A 16,631-nucleotide genomic window follows, 5' to 3' on the forward strand; every position below is an offset into this window, starting at 1 on the left:
CTTATTTGATGAGGTTTACTTTTTCGATGAATATCTCGTTCATGCTGGGGATAACCTCCTGTAGCATGTTGATCTTGGTTTTTGGTAGCAGGTATTGCAGCACATCGTTGGCGGTAGTACCGTTCAGCTTCAGTTTGATGGTGTGGCTGTTGTCTTCTCCTGCTACATCGCTGATGAGGTCGAAGGGTTGTGCGCCGTCGAACGCTAAATGCTCGCCGGTGTACTCCACCAGGTAAGTATCGTTTTTGTAGGAATTACGGATGGTTTTCACCCGGCCATCCAATATCTTGCGCGATTTATGAATAAGCGCGATGGCATCGCAAAGCTCCTCTACCGATTCCATGCGGTGAGTGGAGAACAAGATGGTTGCGCCTTTTTTATTCAGCTCCAGTATCTCGTCTTTGATGAGTTCGGCAGCCACCGGGTCGAAACCGCTGAAGGGTTCATCTAAGATAATCAAATCCGGCTCGTGCAGTACTGTGGCCACGAATTGCGCCTTTTGCGACATCCCCTTGGACAGTTCCTCTATCTTCTTCTTCCACCAGGTTTCCATCCCCAGCTTCTCGAACCAGAATTTCAGCTTAGCGGTAGCATCCGCACGGCTCAGGCCCTTCAGGCGGGCCAGATATATCATTTGCTCGCCTATCTCCATTTTTTTGTACAGTCCGCGTTCTTCTGGAAGGTAGCCTATACGGTTGATGTGCGATTGATCGAGCTTGTGCCCGTTGAAGTAGATCTCGCCCGAATCGGGTGCGGTAATTTGGTTGATAATGCGGATGAGGGAAGTTTTACCGGCGCCATTGGGGCCAAGCAGCCCGAATATCTTGCCGCTTTCTACTTCTAAACTCACATCGTCTAACGCGCGGTGGCCGGCGTATTGCTTAACAATGTTGCGTATGCTTAGCATGTGTGGTGGGTTGGTTTTGATTTTAATTTAGATATTGCTGACGTGTGTTTGTTACACCTATAAATTTATATATTAGTTAATTCAAAACCATGTATAAAACCTTACTATCAATCGCCATTATTTGTTGCCTTGCCATATGTGCAAATGCCCAAAACGTTGCCCGGATACCCGAAGCTATTATCTTCGACAGCGATATGGGGCCGGACTACGACGATGTTGGCGCAATTGCTATGCTGCATGCCTTTGCCGATAAGGGTGAAGCCAAAATACTGGCTACTATGGCCAGCACCAATTACCCCGGCGTTGCCGGTGTAATGAGTGTATTCAACACCTATTTTAAACGGCCCGGCATCCCTATCGGCGTACCTAAAGGCAAAGCCTTGGATTTGCGCGACTGGCAACACTGGACCGATACCGTACTGGCTAAATATCCCCACAAAATCAAAACCAATACCAAAGCCTGGGATGCCGTAAAACTTTACCGCAAAATATTAGCCGCCCAGCCGAACGGCAGCGTTACCATTGTTACCATAGGCTTCCTCACCAATATGAGCGACTTACTGAAATCAAGGCCCGATGAATATTCCCAGCTCGATGGCCGCCAATTGGTAGCTAAAAAGGTAAAGCATCTGGTAAGTATGGCTGGGAAGTTCCCGGAAGGTTGGGAATTCAATGTGATGAAAGATGCCGCCGCCAGTCAGAATGCCTTTGATAACTGGCCAACGCCGGTAATTTTAAGCGGCTTTGAGATTGGTGAAAAGATAAAGGTCGGGTTGCCGCTGATCCATAACCCATCCATCAGGAACTCACCGGTGAAAGATGTGTTCCGCATATGCATCCCCATGGCCAAGGAGGATAGTATAGGCCGCAAAAGCTGGGACGAAACGGCCGTTTTAGTGGCCGTACGCGGTTATGAACTGTATTATAGCCTGATGATGGGCCGTATAAAAGTAGCCGATGCCGGCAACAACACCTGGGACGATAACGGCGATGGCCATGCTTATTTGGTAGAGAAGATGCCGGCTAAAGAAGTGGAGGCGATTATTAACGAATTGATTATGCACCAGCCGAAATAATTCCGGTGGGGACACCGGAATTAGGGGGATAAACATTGAAAATCCACAATCGTCATTCTGAACTTGTTTCAGAACCCCATCATAAAAGTAGCCAGTATGCTTAACCACTTTGCATCGCCACGAACTAATCAGATGGGGTACCGAAATAAATTCGGCATGACGTGTAGGGTATCTGTACATCTAAAATCTGCACATCTGCTACCTTGTTTTATGGCTATAGCCATTGATCAAGGCCATCAGTTTATCATGCGGGATCGCGTACGCGGTATTCCCATTAATACCCTTCATATCTTTGGCAGCTACCATGGCATTGATAATGGCTTCTTCAGTGGCATCTACTGTGGCCTGATACACTTTATCCAATTGCTCTTTTGGTAGCACCACCCAGGTTTGCAAGGTGCCTTTTGCGTTATCCTTTGGCGCAACGGTGCTAAACGCTAAAAATATATCTCCAGATCCATTCCGGCCCAACCCGCCACAGCGGGCAACGCCAAGCGACGCGCGTTTGGCAATCATTTTTAACTGCGCAGGCAATAAGGGCGCATCCGTCCCGATGATGATAATGATAGAGCCATCCTTAGGTTTGGCGTTGATGACCGGCATATCGCCTTTCCAATCGCGACCGACCGGCACGCCCGAAACAATCAAATCCTTACGCGTACCGAAATTACCCTGCACAAATACGCCGATGGTGTAATCAGCCGTATCAATCTTGATCACCCTGGACGAAGTACCACTGCCGCCCTTAAAATTAAACAGCATCATACCCGTACCGCCGCCAACGTTGCCTTCTTCTATCTTACCCCCGTGTGCGCTGTTAAGGGCATCAAAAACGTCTTCCTTTTTCACGTGCAGGCCGTTGATATCGTTCAATACACCGTCGAAAGTTTCCGCTACTACAGGCAGGCCGAAAGAGAAATCAACCACCTCACCCTTAGAAAAATTGCGGATATTCCACTCGCCTATGGCATCGCGCACTACGCCCACGCTATTGGTATTGGTGATGCCGATCGGGCCGTAGCTGAGGCCGTACTCTTCTATAACGGTGGTGCCGGTCATCTCGCCATCGCCATTCAAACAAAACCAACCAGCGGGAACCGGGTCGATAGATTTACCGTTGGGCATAATTACGGTAACGCCCGTGCGCACCGGGCCCTTTCCGGTAACCAAAGCGCCATCGCCTTTGATTAGCGTTTTATAGCCCACCAACACGCCCTTAACATCCGTAATGGCGTTATACCTGCCGGGCTTGCCTTCAAACCGGATACCCAAATCGCGGGCGCGTTGCTGGGCGAAGGAGGTTATTGAAATAATGGCTAATAATGTGGTTATATAGGCTGATTTTAACATGGCGGGATATTTTGGGGATAGTCGTTTAAAGATAAGGGTTTGTTGCGATAAGGGTAAATGATTTATCTCGCAAAGTCGCGAAGACGCAAAGAAAAGGGTTTAGGCCTTGGCGGCTTAGCGCCTTTGCGAGAAATTTAATTTCAGGCGGTTTTAGCTAATTTAGCAGCATCGATACCTATCTTTAAAAAATGAACCTGAAACTCGAAACCGAATTTAGCAAAGCGCCGATACTGCAGGAAGTCGATGCCTTAAAAAAGCAAATCGACGATATGCGGCCTTTGCCGGAGGATTTGGAGGGCAGGGTGATGCAGAAATTACGGCTCGACTGGAACTACCACTCCAATGCCATCGAGGGAAACAAGCTCAATTACGGCGAAACAGTAGCATTCCTGATGGAAGGCATAACCGCCAAAGGCAAGCCGCTGAAGGACCATCTAGACATCCGTGGGCATAACGAAGCCATTAATTTCTTGCTCTCGATTGTAAAGGATGCGCGCCCGATTTCCGAATCGGAAATAAGATCATTGCATAAAATGATATTGGTAGAGCCATATGAAGTGGATGCTCAAACTACCGATGGCTTAGCAACAAAAAAACGTATCAATCTGGGCGAGTACAAAACATCTGCAAACCATGTAAAAACCGCCACCGGCGAAATGCACTACTACGCCACGCCGGAAGAAACCCCTGCCAAAATGCAGGAACTGATGGGATGGTACAGTGAAGCAAACGATAACGAAGATATTCATCCAATTGTAGCCGCCGCTCTATTTCACCATAAATTCGTTTCGATACATCCCTTTGATGACGGCAACGGAAGGTTATCGAGGATTTTAATGAATCTGATTTTGATGCAGAAAGGGTATCCGCCGGTTGTGATTAAAATGGATCATAGGATTAATTATTATTCGCTATTGAGCAGGGCGGATAATGGGGATGGTTGGCCGTTTGTGGTATATATTTCTGAGGAAGTTAAAAATTCTTTAGAGCTGTATGTAAAGGCAGCTAAGGGCGAAGATATAAATGACGAAGACGATATAGATAAAGAAATCGCTTTGTTTAAGATGGAACTGTTGACTAATATTGATGTTAAAGATGTACGCTCTTTAAGTATTATAAATAACATCTTAGCGTTGGATGTCATTCCACTCATCAATAAGTTAGCTAAAAAAATTTATCAGTTTGAAGAACTGTTTTTTAACATAGACCAATATGTTTCATTTAATACTTCATCGAGGGGAACAACTGATTTTGAATCTATTGAAGAATTTTATAATTCAGAAAAATTCGAAGTTTCAAGTCAAATGATTGAAGACTTGGAGTATTTACAAATAGTTTTTGAGTGTGAAAAATTTAAAAACTCTTACAACGATTTTAATATAAAAGTATGGTGTACAGTAGAATTTTCGGAAAACTATTACAAAGTAAAATCTGACAATGATACATTAGTGGCAACAAAATTGTATCATGAAAGATTGCATTCCTCCGAACAAAATTTGATTGTCAAGAGTTTAATTACAGATTTAAAGAATAATATCTACAAAAAATTAAACCAAAAAAGCCCGGAGTCAAACTAACCCCGGGCTTTCTTCTATCTTTTCGGACTTTCCGTCTTTACCGACTTCCCGCCTAAATTACTCAAAATACTCCTTCATCCGCTCAAAGAAGCTCTTCTCGTTCTTGCCCGGATTTGGTTTAAAGTTGGGCGAACCTTGCAGTTTTTCCAGCATCTCGCGCTCTTCGCGGCTGAGGGCTTTCGGAGTCCAGATGTTTACATGGATGAGTTGGTCGCCGCGGTGGTAAGAGTTTACTTCCGGTACGCCCTTGCCTTTCAGGCGCAATATTTTGCCGCCCTGTGTGCCCGGCTCCAGTTTTATCTTGGCCTTACCATCAATGGTAGGTACTTCTATACTGGTACCTATGGCTGCATCCACAAAGTTTACATGCAGATCATATATCACGTTATTGCCATCGCGTTTAAGCGTTTCGTGCGGTATCTCTTCAATCAGTATAATCAGGTCGCCCGGCATGCCGCCACGAGGGGCTGCGTTGCCTTTTCCGCTCATGCTCAATTGCATACCTTCACTTACGCCGGCAGGTACGTTTATGGTGATGGTTTCTTCGCCGCGCACTACGCCTTCGCCATGGCAAACGTTACATTTAGAGGTAATGGTAGAGCCTTCGCCGTTACAGGTTGGACAGGTGCTGGTGGTTTGCATCTGGCCCAGTATGGTATTGGTTACCCGGCGAACCGAACCCTGGCCACCGCAGGTTTTACAGGTATTGAAGGATGATTTATCCTTAGCACCACTGCCATCGCAGGTTTTGCAAAGCACCTGTTTGTTTACTTTTATCTTCTTTTCGGCACCGTTGGCAATTTCTTCTAAAGTAAGGCGCACTTTAATGCGCAGGTTGCTGCCACGGGCCACACGACGGCCACCGCTACCCTGCCTGCCGCCACCGCCACCAAAGAAACCTTCGAACGGACTACCGCCGCCGAATATATCGCCAAACTGGCTGAATATGTCGTCCATATTCATGCTGCCGCCGCCGTAACCACCACCATTAGGCGATGACGCATTGGCTGCGTGGCCAAATTGATCGTACCGCTGGCGTTTCTCGGCATTGCTGAGCACTTCATAAGCCTCGGCAGCTTCCTTGAATTTTTCTTCGGCTGCTTTATCACCCTCGTTTTTATCCGGGTGATATTTAATAGCCATTTTACGATATGCCTTCTTTATCTCTTCGGCAGTTGAACCCTTGGTTACGCCAAGCACATCGTAATAATCTCTCTTAGCCATCTGTTAATTAGTGAATTTTGAATGAGCGAATAAGACGCTTTATATATTGTATTTATTTTTGAATCAGTAAGATAGTGAATTTCAAGCAAAAATTAAATCAGTTATTCACCAATTCAATCCTTCACGCATTCACTAATTAGCCTTACGCGCCTACGATAACCTTGGCGAAACGCACTACGCGCTCATTCAGTTCGTAGCCTTTTTCCATTTCATCCACTACTTTGCCTTTCAGGTCGTCTGTTGGGGCGGGGATGCTGGTAATGGCCTCGTGTATATCGGCGTTAAATTCAGCACCGATGGATTGCATTTCTTTAAGGCCTTTTTGCGCCAGGATATTCTTCAGCTTGTTCTGTATCAAAATAACGCCCTCGCGTACGGGGGCTACTTCGGTAGCGTTTTCGGTGGCGCGCAACGCACGTTCAAAATCATCTAATACAGGCAATAAGGCAACAATCAGTTCTTTGCCTTCGGTTTTGCGGGCTTCCTCGCGTTCTTTGATGGTACGGCGGCGGAAGTTGTCGAATTCGGCGTATAAACGCAGGTACTTATCGTTTGCCTGCGAAAGCTCTTCTTTGAATTTATCTTCTGCCGAAACTACTGCTTCGGTAGGCTCTGCCGATTGAGCTTGTTCCTGCTCGTCGGCCGGGTTGGTTTCGTTTGCTATTTCCACGGTATTATCGGGTGTTTCAGAATTTTCCTTCTTTTTTTTCTTCAACATGTCGTTAAAATTCATGAATAGTGCTAATCAAGTATCTTGCCATCGGCATAAAGCCGACAGCATGTCAGTACGATGTTCGTTTCCATGTAAAATTTGTCGTGATTTAGTTGGCAGTTGCCAGTGTGCAGTTGGCAGTTTTTTGTTGGCAGTTGACAGATTTCTGAACTCGAATTTTAGAGGAATTTGCCGAATTAACAGAATGCATTTAATTCAGTCTATTCCCTAATTCGCTTAAAATTCGAGTTCAGACAATAACTGCCCACTGCAAACTGAAAACTGGCTACGCTATCTGCACGTCCTCCAGCACTTTGCCGTTTTCGCATTTGATGATGCGCGATGGGAACGTGCGGATGATATGGTAATCGTGTGTGGCAATTACCACGGCTGTACCCATCTGGCTGATCTGTTTCAGCAGCAATACGATTTCTTCGGAAGTGTCCGGGTCAAGGTTGCCGGTTGGCTCATCGGCCAGTATAATTTCGGGGTTATTGAGCAAGGCACGGGCTATCACCACGCGCTGCTGCTCGCCGCCCGATAGCTCGTGCGGCATTTTCTTTAATTTAGAACGCAGACCTACTTTTTCCAGTACGTCCAGTATACGGTCAGAGATACCTTGCTTGTCTTTCCATCCCGTGGCGCGCATTACAAATTGCAGGTTCTGCTCTACCGACCTATCCGTAAGCAACTGAAAATCCTGGAAAACGATGCCCAGCTTGCGCCGCAGGTAAGGGATATCTTTGCCAGCCAGTTTGCTCAGCTCGTAACCGCAGGCGTGGCCGGTACCGCTGGCAATGCTCAGGTCGCCGTAGATAACCTTCAGCAGGCTGCTCTTTCCCGAACCCGTTTGCCCTATTAGCCAAACGAAATCGCCCTTATCAATATGCAGGTTTACGTTAGATAGCACCAGGTGCTTCTGCTGAAAAATATCAATGTTATTCAGTTTTATAATAGAGTTGCCTATCATCTTTTATAGCTCTAATTTTAATATTTTACCAAAAGGGAGTTCTTGTACAATGCCCATAATATAATCCTGCCTATCGCCCAAGCCAATCTTATCCAGCGATTTATCGGGCCTGTCTACCCTGAAATAAGCCAGCAGCGTAAACTTATCGTCGCGCAGCTGCACGTAGTCGGGTATTTTGGCAACGCCTTTTACTTTTATAATGTACATGTTTTTAACTGAAAGCATATTGACCAAAGCCTAACGCTCTCAAGGCAAATTTATCTTTTTTAGTTGACATTGCTTCAATATGCCCTTAGCTTTCTGCATTCGTGTTATCTTATTTATCACGCTCACAATAAACGCAAGTAGGTCCTAATCCCTATTCAACCAATCACCAGGCGCTAATTATGGCACCCCCTGCGGGCCGGGCTTTCCAGGGCTGCGCTGCGCTCCGGCCACGTCTTCCCCGCTTATGCCCTTCGCGCACGTGGCTTCCCCTTACAATCCCTGGTGCGGTTTATCCGGCATTATAAGTAAATCGGAGTCTAACTAACCTCCAATCAACCAGCCTCTAATCACCGTCGGCGAGCTTCAGCTCAACGACACCAGGAATTCCATCGTATCTACATTATCCGCATAATCCCATAATTGCGGATGCTGACTCTGGCCGAAGCCTACCACCTGGTTTTGGGTTTGCAGCGGTGCGGTGCTTACAATGCATTGCAGCTGTGCGCTCTGCTCCTGTAGCAGCGCTTGTGCCGAAGCGAGGTTGCTGTAGGTATCGTAAAAGAGCACGGCCAGCGGCGATACCAGGCGCTCGTCCTGCTTTAGCAGCAGGAAGCCGTTGTCCAGGTGCTCGTCGCGGTTTACCAGGTAGATGGATTTATTGTAATCGTAATTGTTGTTGTATTTATGGTGATTGATGATGGGGTTGAAATCTTCTATCGCCTCAAAAAACGGCACGAAATTATACCCCTCGGGCACCAGTACTTTAGCTACATTGCGGCAGCCCAATCCATAGTAATCGAAAATATCGTTACCCAGCGCATGCAGTTCTTCGGTACTTTCGTTGCCGGTAAGCAGGGCGATGCTGTTACGGTTTTTGCGGATGATATTGGGCACCTTGCCAAAGTAATACTCAAAATAGCGCGAGGTATTGTTGCTGCCCGTAGCAATAATGGCATCAAAATCTACCAGTCGTTCCACAAAGCTGAACCTGTCGGCGTAGCTACCGTCGATCTCCACCAGTAAATTCAAAACATATTTTATCAATCGTGCATCCTGCGATGAGGCTTTGATGAGCGCCGTATTGCCGCTGGCCAAAACGCAAAGCACATCGTGGAAACCCACCAGCGGGATGTTGCCCGCCAGTACCAGGCCTATCTTTTTGCCTTTTGCTTCGCCAAGGGTATAGGCATCCAGCCATTGGGCTAAATCGCTGCTGTTCAGCATTTCGCCGTTGGCCTTTACGGCTTGCAACACGCTTTCGGGCGTAAACCAGGCATTGTGCTGCCGCTCGGTTGCTATCACCTCCATCAATGCCTCATCGGGCGCGGCGAGGCGTTTGCCCAGTGCAGAAAACGTATTAACGGTGGTATTTATATCTAATTTTGACATATATATGTTAAGCGGAGAAACCCTCAAAGTGTTTTTTTGTTATATTTGCAGTGCCTTCGCAACGCGGGAGCAAAGTTAATTGAGAATATAAGATTATTTTAATGATATGGCGATTATAATCACCGATGAATGCATAAACTGCGGAGCCTGCGAACCTGAGTGCCCGAATAATGCGATTTATGACGCTGGTGCCGCCTGGCGTTTTTCTGACGGCACCGACTTGAAAGGAACGATAGATTTTGGCGATGGCAACACCCTGAATGCTGAAGAAGCGCAGGCTGCCCTGAGCGACGAAATCTATTACATTGTACCCGATAAGTGTACCGAGTGCGTTGGTTTCCACGACGAGCCGCAATGCGCCGCCGTTTGCCCGGTTGATTGCTGTGTAGACGACGAAGACGTGCGCGAAACACAGGAAGAACTGCACGCCAAAAAAGATTGGCTGCACGCTAACGGATAAACGTTACCTGTTTGATATTGAAAGAGGCTGTTCCATTGTTGGGGCAGCCTCTTTTGCGTTGGGGGCGGGCTAAGCAAAACATCTCCACCTTGTCATTCCGAGCGAGCCTGGGCGGGCCATGCGCGCATGGGCGACGAGGAACCTTCTACACAATGCTATGACAGCTCTGCATAGTCACTCAGTATAGCCGCTTTGCAAACCGCATCAGTTTTCTCCCTCGCTATCGCTTGGTCGAAATGACAAAATGGTTAAAATTACCCCCCACCGCCCAGTCAGGCGTCCGCCTGACGTTAAGGTTTGTCAGCGTCCACGCTGACGGGCTAGTAAAGTAATAACACCGACCACAAGCTGAAAAAAGGCTGTTCCATTGTTGGAGCAGCCTCTTTTGCGTTGGGGGGCTTTCTCCCCTACCTTATTTTGCGAGAGAAGCGCCGAAACCGTCAGCAAAAAGAGTGGCTTTGAAATCGGACCGGCAGAGCGCACCAGCCTCCCTGGTATTGCTTCGTACCTCGAAAGCAAGCGCTGGTGGTTACATGTGTGAAACCCTTAACTGGCGGCATTCTATCTTTCCAAATGAACAATCAAATAACTAAATTGCGCATCAGTAACAAACGGAGGTAAAAATGAAGGCTAAAGTTAATTCATCAGCGGGCGGGCTATTCCGAACCCACCAGACTTTTTCTCCCGAAGAGGTATTAGCAGCAGGCGGCGCAACAGTTTTTGGACGAAAATCAGGCAAGGATAATGCCAAACTGATTGAACGGTTAAAAAATGCGCCGGAAGCTGAAGCGTTCACCGATGACGAATGGAATGAAACTCTGCAGCAATTAAGGGACAATAAATAATGAACCTTTTATTTGATAGTAATATCATCCTGGCAATCATCCGGTCTAAGAACTAAGATGAAATCATCAATTTCCTTAATCCTGACAACGAGCCTGTTTATATTTCGGTTGTTTCCGAAGCAGAGATAAAATCAATAGCTATACAAAATAAATGGGGAGCCAACCGGCGTAACAAACTGGAAGACTTCTTGGATTTAGTTAACATTATTGAAGTTAACCAAATCTACATTAATACCTATGCCGAAATAGATAGTTACTCCCAACAAAAAAATCCCGCTTTCATAACATACCCTTTCAAATCTTCCCGCAATATGGGCAAGAACGACCTTTGGATAGCTTCGCTTGCCGCCTTGCTTAGTTTGAAATTGGTGACCACCGATGCAGACTTCGACCATTTACACGATGTGTTTTTTGAGGTGGAACGTATAGCGCCGGAAAAATTCAGCCCGTATTTTTAGTTAATCCCCGCCGCTTGATTGCTGCGTAGACGACGAAGACGTGCGCGAAACCCAGGAAGAACTACACGCCAAAAAAGACTGGTTGCACGCTAACGGATAAACGTTACCTGTTTGATACTAAAAGAGGCTGCTCCATTGTTGGGGCAGCCTCTTTTGCGTTTGGGAGCGGGCTAAGCAAAACATCTCCACCTTGTCATTCCGAGCGAGCCAGGGCGGGCCATGCGCGCATGGGGCGACGAGGAATCTTCTACACAATGCTATGACAGCTCTGCATGGTCACTCAGTATAGCCGCTCTGCAAACCGCATAAGTTTTCTCCCTCGCTATCGCTTGGTCGAAATGACAAAATGGTTAAAATCCCATCACCACCGCCCTGTCAGTCCTCCGCGCCCGAAGTAAACGTTTGTCACCGTCCACGCTGACGGGCTAATGAACAACCTTTGCGAGCGAAGCGTGGCAAATTCACCCAACTTCATTGCGAGCGATAGCGCGGCAATCCCCCGGTATACAGGTCCGATAAACAAGTCCGTCAGGCAGAGTCGATAAGCAAGTCCGCTCTGCCTGCCGATGGTTGCCGCGCTTAGCTTATATTAACGCGGCGGTTAATCTGTTTAAACCCCTACCCATTCCGAATATTTGGTTTCTTCCTTTACATCGGTTGGGCTTTCAAACTCAATACGGTAACCATCCGGATCTTTTAAGCCAACTACCCATAAGCCATTGCCTACAAAGGGTTCCTGTACGGTGAGGCCTGCTGCGGTAAACTCATGGTACAGCGCCAGCGCGTCGGCACATTGGTAGCTTATGGTTAGGCCGCCGCCAAGCGGACCGCGTTGTTCGTCATTGCGAGTGCGCGGCTGCTGCAACATTACCGATACGGCATCACGTTCCAGCCAGCACCATTCTATCTTTTCGCGAGGCGTCCACTGGTTAGTCATTTTAAAGCCGAGCCCTTCCGTATAAAAGCGAAGAGACACTTCCATATCCGTAACCATAAAAAATGGTACGGCTAGTTTAATATTGGGTGGTTTTGTTTCCATATTCCCAGTTAAAATATTAACAATCGCGGCAAATAAACGCCGGTGAAGGCGCTGTGGATTATGGGATTAAATATCGGAAAAAATCTGCAAAGTACCGTCAGCGTGGACGCTGACAAATGTTTACATCCAGGCGTGGACGCCTGGATGGGCGGGGGGGCGTTTAATGATTTTTGCAAAAAGCCCACTTCACATGTTTTTCCAAGCGAAAAAACCGATGGGCACTTAAAAGATCCAAAGAAAGCCGTCAAGCGTATCAAAACGCACATGGGGGTTTTGGACCTTCGGATTCATGACCTTCGTAGAACACTTGGCAGCTACACGGCTATAAATGGCACCAGCCTGCTGATTATTGGTAAGGCACTTAACCACAAATCGCAGGTATCGACAACTATTTATGCGAGGCTTTCCCAAGACCCTGTATTAAGTGCTATTAATATTGCTTCGGACTTTATAAAATCGAATTCGTAATATTTTCATAAGTTTTACTGCAATAGTTCAATTTATTGCTTGACTCCCGAATTAACTGTGCCATTTTTCAACTCGACTATAAACTGAGTAACCTGAAATAAGTACCCTACAATGGCTCATCCTTTTTATCTCCGTCAGTATCCTGATTCGGTTTGATCGGGTTATTGGCGTTTAACGCCGGGACACCTGAGCGAATAAAATCGTCCACGTTTTCCTGGACTTTTTTAATCATTTTGTTTTTCCAAATCCTGATAGCTACGCGTGCGATTTCCCCCTGAGAGTTTGCAATTTCGGTTAACAATTCGGCATTTAAAGCATCTTGTGTCTGTTGCTTCTTAGTGTTAATAGAATCGATAGCTTTATTTTCGGCCTCGTATAAAATTTTTATTTCCTTGAGTTTTTGGCGTTGGTGCTTTTTTTCAGCTTCATCTTTTGCATTTAAAATTTCATCGTAAGCGCCCGATGGCGTAAAATATTTGACCATAACAGGAGCTGTTTCAAAGGCTATTAATAATGCCCAAAACAACCAGTAAGCTAATCCGACCCATTCGTTACGAACCATTTGCCGGTGCAAAGCGGTCAGTTCTGCCGCAAGGCCTGACGGAACCACACGCGCCGCTGAATCGGGCTTTTGAGCATTCATCTCTTTATCCACCTGCTTCAATTCAGCCTGATATTGAAGATAAAGAGAGTCATGCTCAAGTTGAAAACGGCGTAATGTGTCACGATATAAATTCCGTAGCATCTCTTGGTGTATAGGACCATCGCCACGCTTTTTTGTACGGCCTACACCGGAGCTCTCATCTTCAGCTGCCTTCCTTTGTTTATCTATGGCAGTATTCAAATTATTTATGGGGAGCGATTTTCGGTCAAATAAGGCTTGCAAAGTATCTTTCCTATTATTCAGAACAGTTTGGTTTCGCGTAAATAAACTATCCAGCAAATGTTGGTGGCTTCCGCGGTCTTCGTCCGCCATCACACCCAATTCAGTTTTCACTTCGGGCGCGAATACCTTGAGCTCTAATGGAATCGAAATGGTCCATCCTATTATCAGGGCGAGAATAAGGCGTGGCAATAACATCTTAAATTCAGCGAACCAGCCGCCCTTCTTTTTATAACTGGCCACAATATAACTGTCCAGGATAAATATGGCAACTCCCCAAACTCCTCCGCAAAGTAAACAATAATTAGTATTGCCCGTGACTTTGTAAATGGCAAAACCCATCGAAACAGACGCAAGTAAGGCCGTTAGAATAACGATTGCACCCACCCGGGCGTGACGGACGATTTCATGTTTGCATTGCGCTAATATCGAAAGATCGCAGCCAGCTATCCTGCAAAGAAACCGGTTGACTATATTGAGTTTCGGCTCGTGCTTTTTTTGAATTGTTTTCTTAGTTTTTTCTTCCATATATTTCTTGTGATAAGGATAAGTTCACGTTGTTTTTTTGCGATTAAGCGAAAAATATTGTTTGAAAATAAGAAGGTATTAACCGCCTCACTTTCGATTATAACCGGATGCTTCATTTCAGATGCCGCAGGCCCCGCGAAGCCTTCGAATGTTGCGACCAGCTTCGGATCAATCAATCCGTTATATTCGACCGCAAGGTGAATTGCGATACCTGTCTGCAATTCAATCGGAAAGCTAAACGTCGGTTGTTCATGCGCCAGGGCCTCTATCTTAATTTCGGGATTAGGGAGTGACAAACGCTCAATGACCGGCACTGGAAATACTACTATACTTAACTCTACCTCCCGACTACCAATGTCATTTGAAACCTGTAGGCCAAATCGTTTTACCTCGATCTGGGTTGGCGCATACAGTTTGCATTCGTAAGAGTTGCCTTCTTGTGAAAGCGTATGCTTTCGTTCATCTATTAAGTTTACTTTGTCAGCGTCCGCAGTTTTCCAGCTCAATTTGATTTCATAACCCGACATAGAATATTCGCGGTCACTCTTAAAGCTTATAATACGAGGAAAACCTGCGCTGTCTTCTTTTTCGTAATCCAGAATATCAGCTATGGGTTGGCGTTCATTTCTATAAAGGTTGGCGTTATCCGGGTCAAGATAAACCAGCCAGGAAAGAACTTTGAGTACATCTTCATAGTCGCGCTGACGCTTGAATCTATTTTTTAGGGCCTCCAACTGGGTCAATAAGGTCTTTTTCAAATCCTCTAGAAACTTGCCCTTGCCGTAAGCGCGTACTAATGCAAAATATATATCGAGCAGGGCGATGATTTCCCGTTCATTATTAACCATTTCAAAAAGCTCCTCCAGGCTCATCAAACACAGAGCTCACTATTTTCTCCGTCAATGCGGTAATTTTAAGGGCATGGACTTGTAACTCATGCTTTGTATAACTGCTAATAAGTTCTTTTAACAAGTGCATCCCTTCAAGTCTTATTTCAGGGTCGTCGCTGCCTATCTTTTCTTCCGCAACCGATAACCTAAAAAGTACGTTTTTAAAAAGAGGAAATTCCAGCAACTCGCCATCGCTCCGGACGTCTGGATTTTGACGCTCACTTTTTCGGAAATTCGCGCGGAGGTATTGGCCAATGTCGCCGATATTGATAAAACGATTTAAGGGTTGCCGGATACCTTGTTCAATCATATTAAAAAACACAGCCGTAAAATCGGTATATTTCGGGTGGTCGCTAAAGTAAGATTGTTGGTGTTTACGGGCCGAACGAATTACGCAGTAATCTGGCCTGATGTCAAGGTTAATCGTATCATTACCGCCTTGAGCGGCCCCCGAATAGCAGCTATCGATGATAAAAATAATTCGTTTTAGGTTGGTCTGTAGTAAATGTTCGAGTAGCCTTTTAAACGGTATGCCTAAATCACTTAATGTTTCCATGCTCGTATTCCTGGCAAAAAGCACTAAATTTTCATCTTTATCTTTTTCTCCATGACCGGAATAAAAAAAAATCAGGTTATCGATTCGGTCTAACTGATAAGTGTGGGGATTGTTTATGCGACTACTGACGGAATAAATAAATTTCACCATATTATCTCGCAAGCTTTCCCCATCTGCGGAATTGAGCCGACGGATGTTATGTTCGGGAAGGCCTATATAACGATTGTCCAAAAGAAGTTCATGAAATTTTTCCGCACTTTTCTCACAGTGGGGTACATCCGGCATATGGTCAAATTTACTGATACCGATAATAGCGGCATAAGTATGTTTAGGCTCCAGTTTGATCATCCCCGGTGGCTTGTTTTATCTTTTCAAGGAATTTTCTTTTCTCTGCATCATCTAAAGCGTCAAACTTCTCGGCAACCTCATCAACTTTTACTTCAATAGACTCGCGTCCATGTAGGTATTCGCCGAGTTTTTGCTTATTTTCAAAATAGAACTTGAAGCAATCAAAAATGATTTTGAAATCTGCCAATGCCACCCCGAAATCTTTGAAAACGATTTTGAAGACCTCGTAAAAATCGTGCATGCCCAATGATTTTGCATCTTTAGGGGGCTGTACCCTGATCCTTTCGATCGTTGCCTCATGATATTGCTGTGCTTTTAACAGTTGTTCCAACCTATCAAAGTCAGCTTTGCGGTTTCTGGAGTTCAGTTTGATTTCAACATAAGTTACTTGTTCTGCCATAAGTTTAGGTATTATAGGGATGGTAAGTTCAATTTATTACATGATAGAGTTAGGTGAAGTCCGCTGCATACGCTGCCGCTGATGCTAATATAATAATAACTATTAAATATTCACTAATAAACTGTCTAAAAACTATTCAACATAATTCTTATAGCGGATAAATGCACCATAGCGACACTTGTATTGTTGAGCCGTTCGAAATTTTTCGAGTTTCGTCTATTGGTGTCAATCCAAGCAAAAGTCCGTTCTACAATCCATCCATCCCAGCCTGGCGCAATGACCAGGTAGGCTAGCGGGAAACGCTTCTCATGCCTAACCAGCCAAAATTAATTAAATAACGTAAT

18 protein-coding genes and 1 pseudogene are annotated in these 16,631 nt (G+C 45.6%); 7 read left to right on the forward strand and 12 right to left on the reverse strand.

Annotated features, from left to right (window positions below):
- Position 1: 1 nt before the first annotated feature.
- Positions 2–907: an ABC transporter ATP-binding protein gene (locus E2R66_RS24925; RefSeq protein ID WP_133236062.1), complete on the reverse strand. Its 906-nt coding sequence runs from the start codon at positions 905–907 to the stop codon at positions 2–4.
- A gap of 89 nt (positions 908–996) precedes the next feature.
- Here E2R66_RS24925 and E2R66_RS24930 point away from each other — a divergent pair, with 89 nt between their 5' ends.
- Positions 997–1,983, forward strand: coding sequence for a nucleoside hydrolase (locus E2R66_RS24930; RefSeq protein ID WP_133236065.1), 987 nt, complete (start codon positions 997–999; stop codon positions 1,981–1,983).
- Between the two features lie 198 nt (positions 1,984–2,181).
- On the opposite strand, the gene E2R66_RS24935 is transcribed toward E2R66_RS24930, so the two are convergent.
- The gene (locus E2R66_RS24935) at positions 2,182–3,333 is read right to left on the reverse strand and encodes a DmpA family aminopeptidase (RefSeq protein WP_133236067.1); all 1,152 of its coding nucleotides are present in this window, start codon (positions 3,331–3,333) and stop codon (positions 2,182–2,184) included.
- A gap of 188 nt (positions 3,334–3,521) precedes the next feature.
- Between E2R66_RS24935 and E2R66_RS24940 the strand changes: the two genes are divergently transcribed.
- On the forward strand, positions 3,522–4,910 hold the full coding sequence (locus E2R66_RS24940; protein WP_133236069.1) for a Fic family protein: 1,389 nt from the start codon (positions 3,522–3,524) through the stop codon (positions 4,908–4,910).
- A 57-nt stretch (positions 4,911–4,967) separates the two neighbouring features.
- Here the strand turns inward: E2R66_RS24940 and dnaJ are convergent, their stop codons facing one another.
- The 5 genes from dnaJ to E2R66_RS24965 all read right to left on the reverse strand — a co-directional run bounded on the left by dnaJ (position 4,968) and on the right by E2R66_RS24965 (position 9,412).
- A complete protein-coding gene (gene dnaJ, locus E2R66_RS24945; protein ID WP_133236071.1) occupies positions 4,968–6,134 on the reverse strand; it encodes a molecular chaperone DnaJ in 1,167 nt (388 codons plus the stop codon).
- A gap of 142 nt (positions 6,135–6,276) precedes the next feature.
- A complete protein-coding gene (locus E2R66_RS24950) occupies positions 6,277–6,867 on the reverse strand; it encodes a nucleotide exchange factor GrpE (protein WP_240049527.1) in 591 nt (196 codons plus the stop codon).
- Positions 6,868–7,132: 265 nt separating this feature from the next.
- Positions 7,133–7,816, reverse strand: a complete 684-nt coding sequence (locus E2R66_RS24955; RefSeq protein ID WP_133236073.1) for a cell division ATP-binding protein FtsE — start codon at positions 7,814–7,816, stop codon at positions 7,133–7,135.
- Positions 7,817–7,819: 3 nt separating this feature from the next.
- On the reverse strand, positions 7,820–8,023 hold the full coding sequence (locus E2R66_RS24960) for a fructose-6-phosphate aldolase (protein ID WP_133236075.1): 204 nt from the start codon (positions 8,021–8,023) through the stop codon (positions 7,820–7,822).
- Positions 8,024–8,386: 363 nt separating this feature from the next.
- Positions 8,387–9,412 carry an acyl-CoA reductase gene (locus E2R66_RS24965; RefSeq protein ID WP_133236077.1) on the reverse strand — a complete coding sequence of 342 codons (1,026 nt, stop codon included), beginning with the start codon at positions 9,410–9,412 and terminating at the stop codon, positions 8,387–8,389.
- A gap of 106 nt (positions 9,413–9,518) precedes the next feature.
- Between E2R66_RS24965 and E2R66_RS24970 the strand changes: the two genes are divergently transcribed.
- The 4 genes and pseudogenes from E2R66_RS24970 to E2R66_RS29040 all read left to right on the forward strand — a co-directional run.
- Positions 9,519–9,872, forward strand: coding sequence for a 4Fe-4S dicluster domain-containing protein (locus E2R66_RS24970; protein ID WP_133236079.1), 354 nt, complete (start codon positions 9,519–9,521; stop codon positions 9,870–9,872).
- A 623-nt stretch (positions 9,873–10,495) separates the two neighbouring features.
- The gene (locus E2R66_RS24975) at positions 10,496–10,717 is read left to right on the forward strand and encodes a hypothetical protein (RefSeq protein WP_133236081.1); all 222 of its coding nucleotides are present in this window, start codon (positions 10,496–10,498) and stop codon (positions 10,715–10,717) included.
- A gap of 65 nt (positions 10,718–10,782) precedes the next feature.
- A complete protein-coding gene (locus E2R66_RS24980; RefSeq protein WP_394347205.1) occupies positions 10,783–11,175 on the forward strand; it encodes a PIN domain-containing protein in 393 nt (130 codons plus the stop codon).
- Between the two features lie 10 nt (positions 11,176–11,185).
- Positions 11,186–11,275: pseudogene (locus tag E2R66_RS29040) on the forward strand (ferredoxin); the annotation flags it as partial.
- A 510-nt stretch (positions 11,276–11,785) separates the two neighbouring features.
- Here the strand turns inward: E2R66_RS29040 and E2R66_RS24990 are convergent.
- Complete coding sequence (locus E2R66_RS24990; protein WP_133236083.1) at positions 11,786–12,214, reverse strand: VOC family protein; 429 nt, start codon at positions 12,212–12,214, stop codon at positions 11,786–11,788.
- A gap of 42 nt (positions 12,215–12,256) precedes the next feature.
- Here E2R66_RS24990 and E2R66_RS24995 point away from each other — a divergent pair, with 42 nt between their 5' ends.
- Positions 12,257–12,682 (forward strand): tyrosine-type recombinase/integrase, encoded by a 426-nt coding sequence (locus tag E2R66_RS24995; protein WP_204985988.1) that lies wholly within the window; start codon positions 12,257–12,259, stop codon positions 12,680–12,682.
- A 106-nt stretch (positions 12,683–12,788) separates the two neighbouring features.
- Here the strand turns inward: E2R66_RS24995 and E2R66_RS25000 are convergent, their stop codons facing one another.
- Genes E2R66_RS25000 through E2R66_RS25015 form a run of 4 tightly spaced genes read right to left on the reverse strand, consistent with a single transcriptional unit; the run spans position 12,789 to position 16,287 of the window.
- Complete coding sequence (locus E2R66_RS25000) at positions 12,789–14,093, reverse strand: DUF4407 domain-containing protein (RefSeq protein WP_133236085.1); 1,305 nt, start codon at positions 14,091–14,093, stop codon at positions 12,789–12,791.
- Entirely contained in the window at positions 14,036–14,965 is a 930-nt protein-coding gene (locus tag E2R66_RS25005; protein WP_133236087.1) for a hypothetical protein, read from the reverse strand. The genes E2R66_RS25000 and E2R66_RS25005 overlap by 58 nt, the downstream gene beginning before the upstream one ends.
- Positions 14,943–15,887, reverse strand: a complete 945-nt coding sequence (locus E2R66_RS25010; RefSeq protein ID WP_133236089.1) for a caspase family protein — start codon at positions 15,885–15,887, stop codon at positions 14,943–14,945. Before E2R66_RS25010 ends, E2R66_RS25005 begins: the two co-directional genes overlap by 23 nt.
- Positions 15,868–16,287, reverse strand: a complete 420-nt coding sequence (locus tag E2R66_RS25015) for a hypothetical protein (RefSeq protein WP_133236091.1) — start codon at positions 16,285–16,287, stop codon at positions 15,868–15,870. Before E2R66_RS25015 ends, E2R66_RS25010 begins: the two co-directional genes overlap by 20 nt.
- Positions 16,288–16,631 lie beyond the last annotated feature (344 nt).

Source organism: Mucilaginibacter psychrotolerans (genome assembly GCF_004519315.1).
In the GTDB taxonomy this organism is placed as follows: domain Bacteria; phylum Bacteroidota; class Bacteroidia; order Sphingobacteriales; family Sphingobacteriaceae; genus Mucilaginibacter; species Mucilaginibacter psychrotolerans.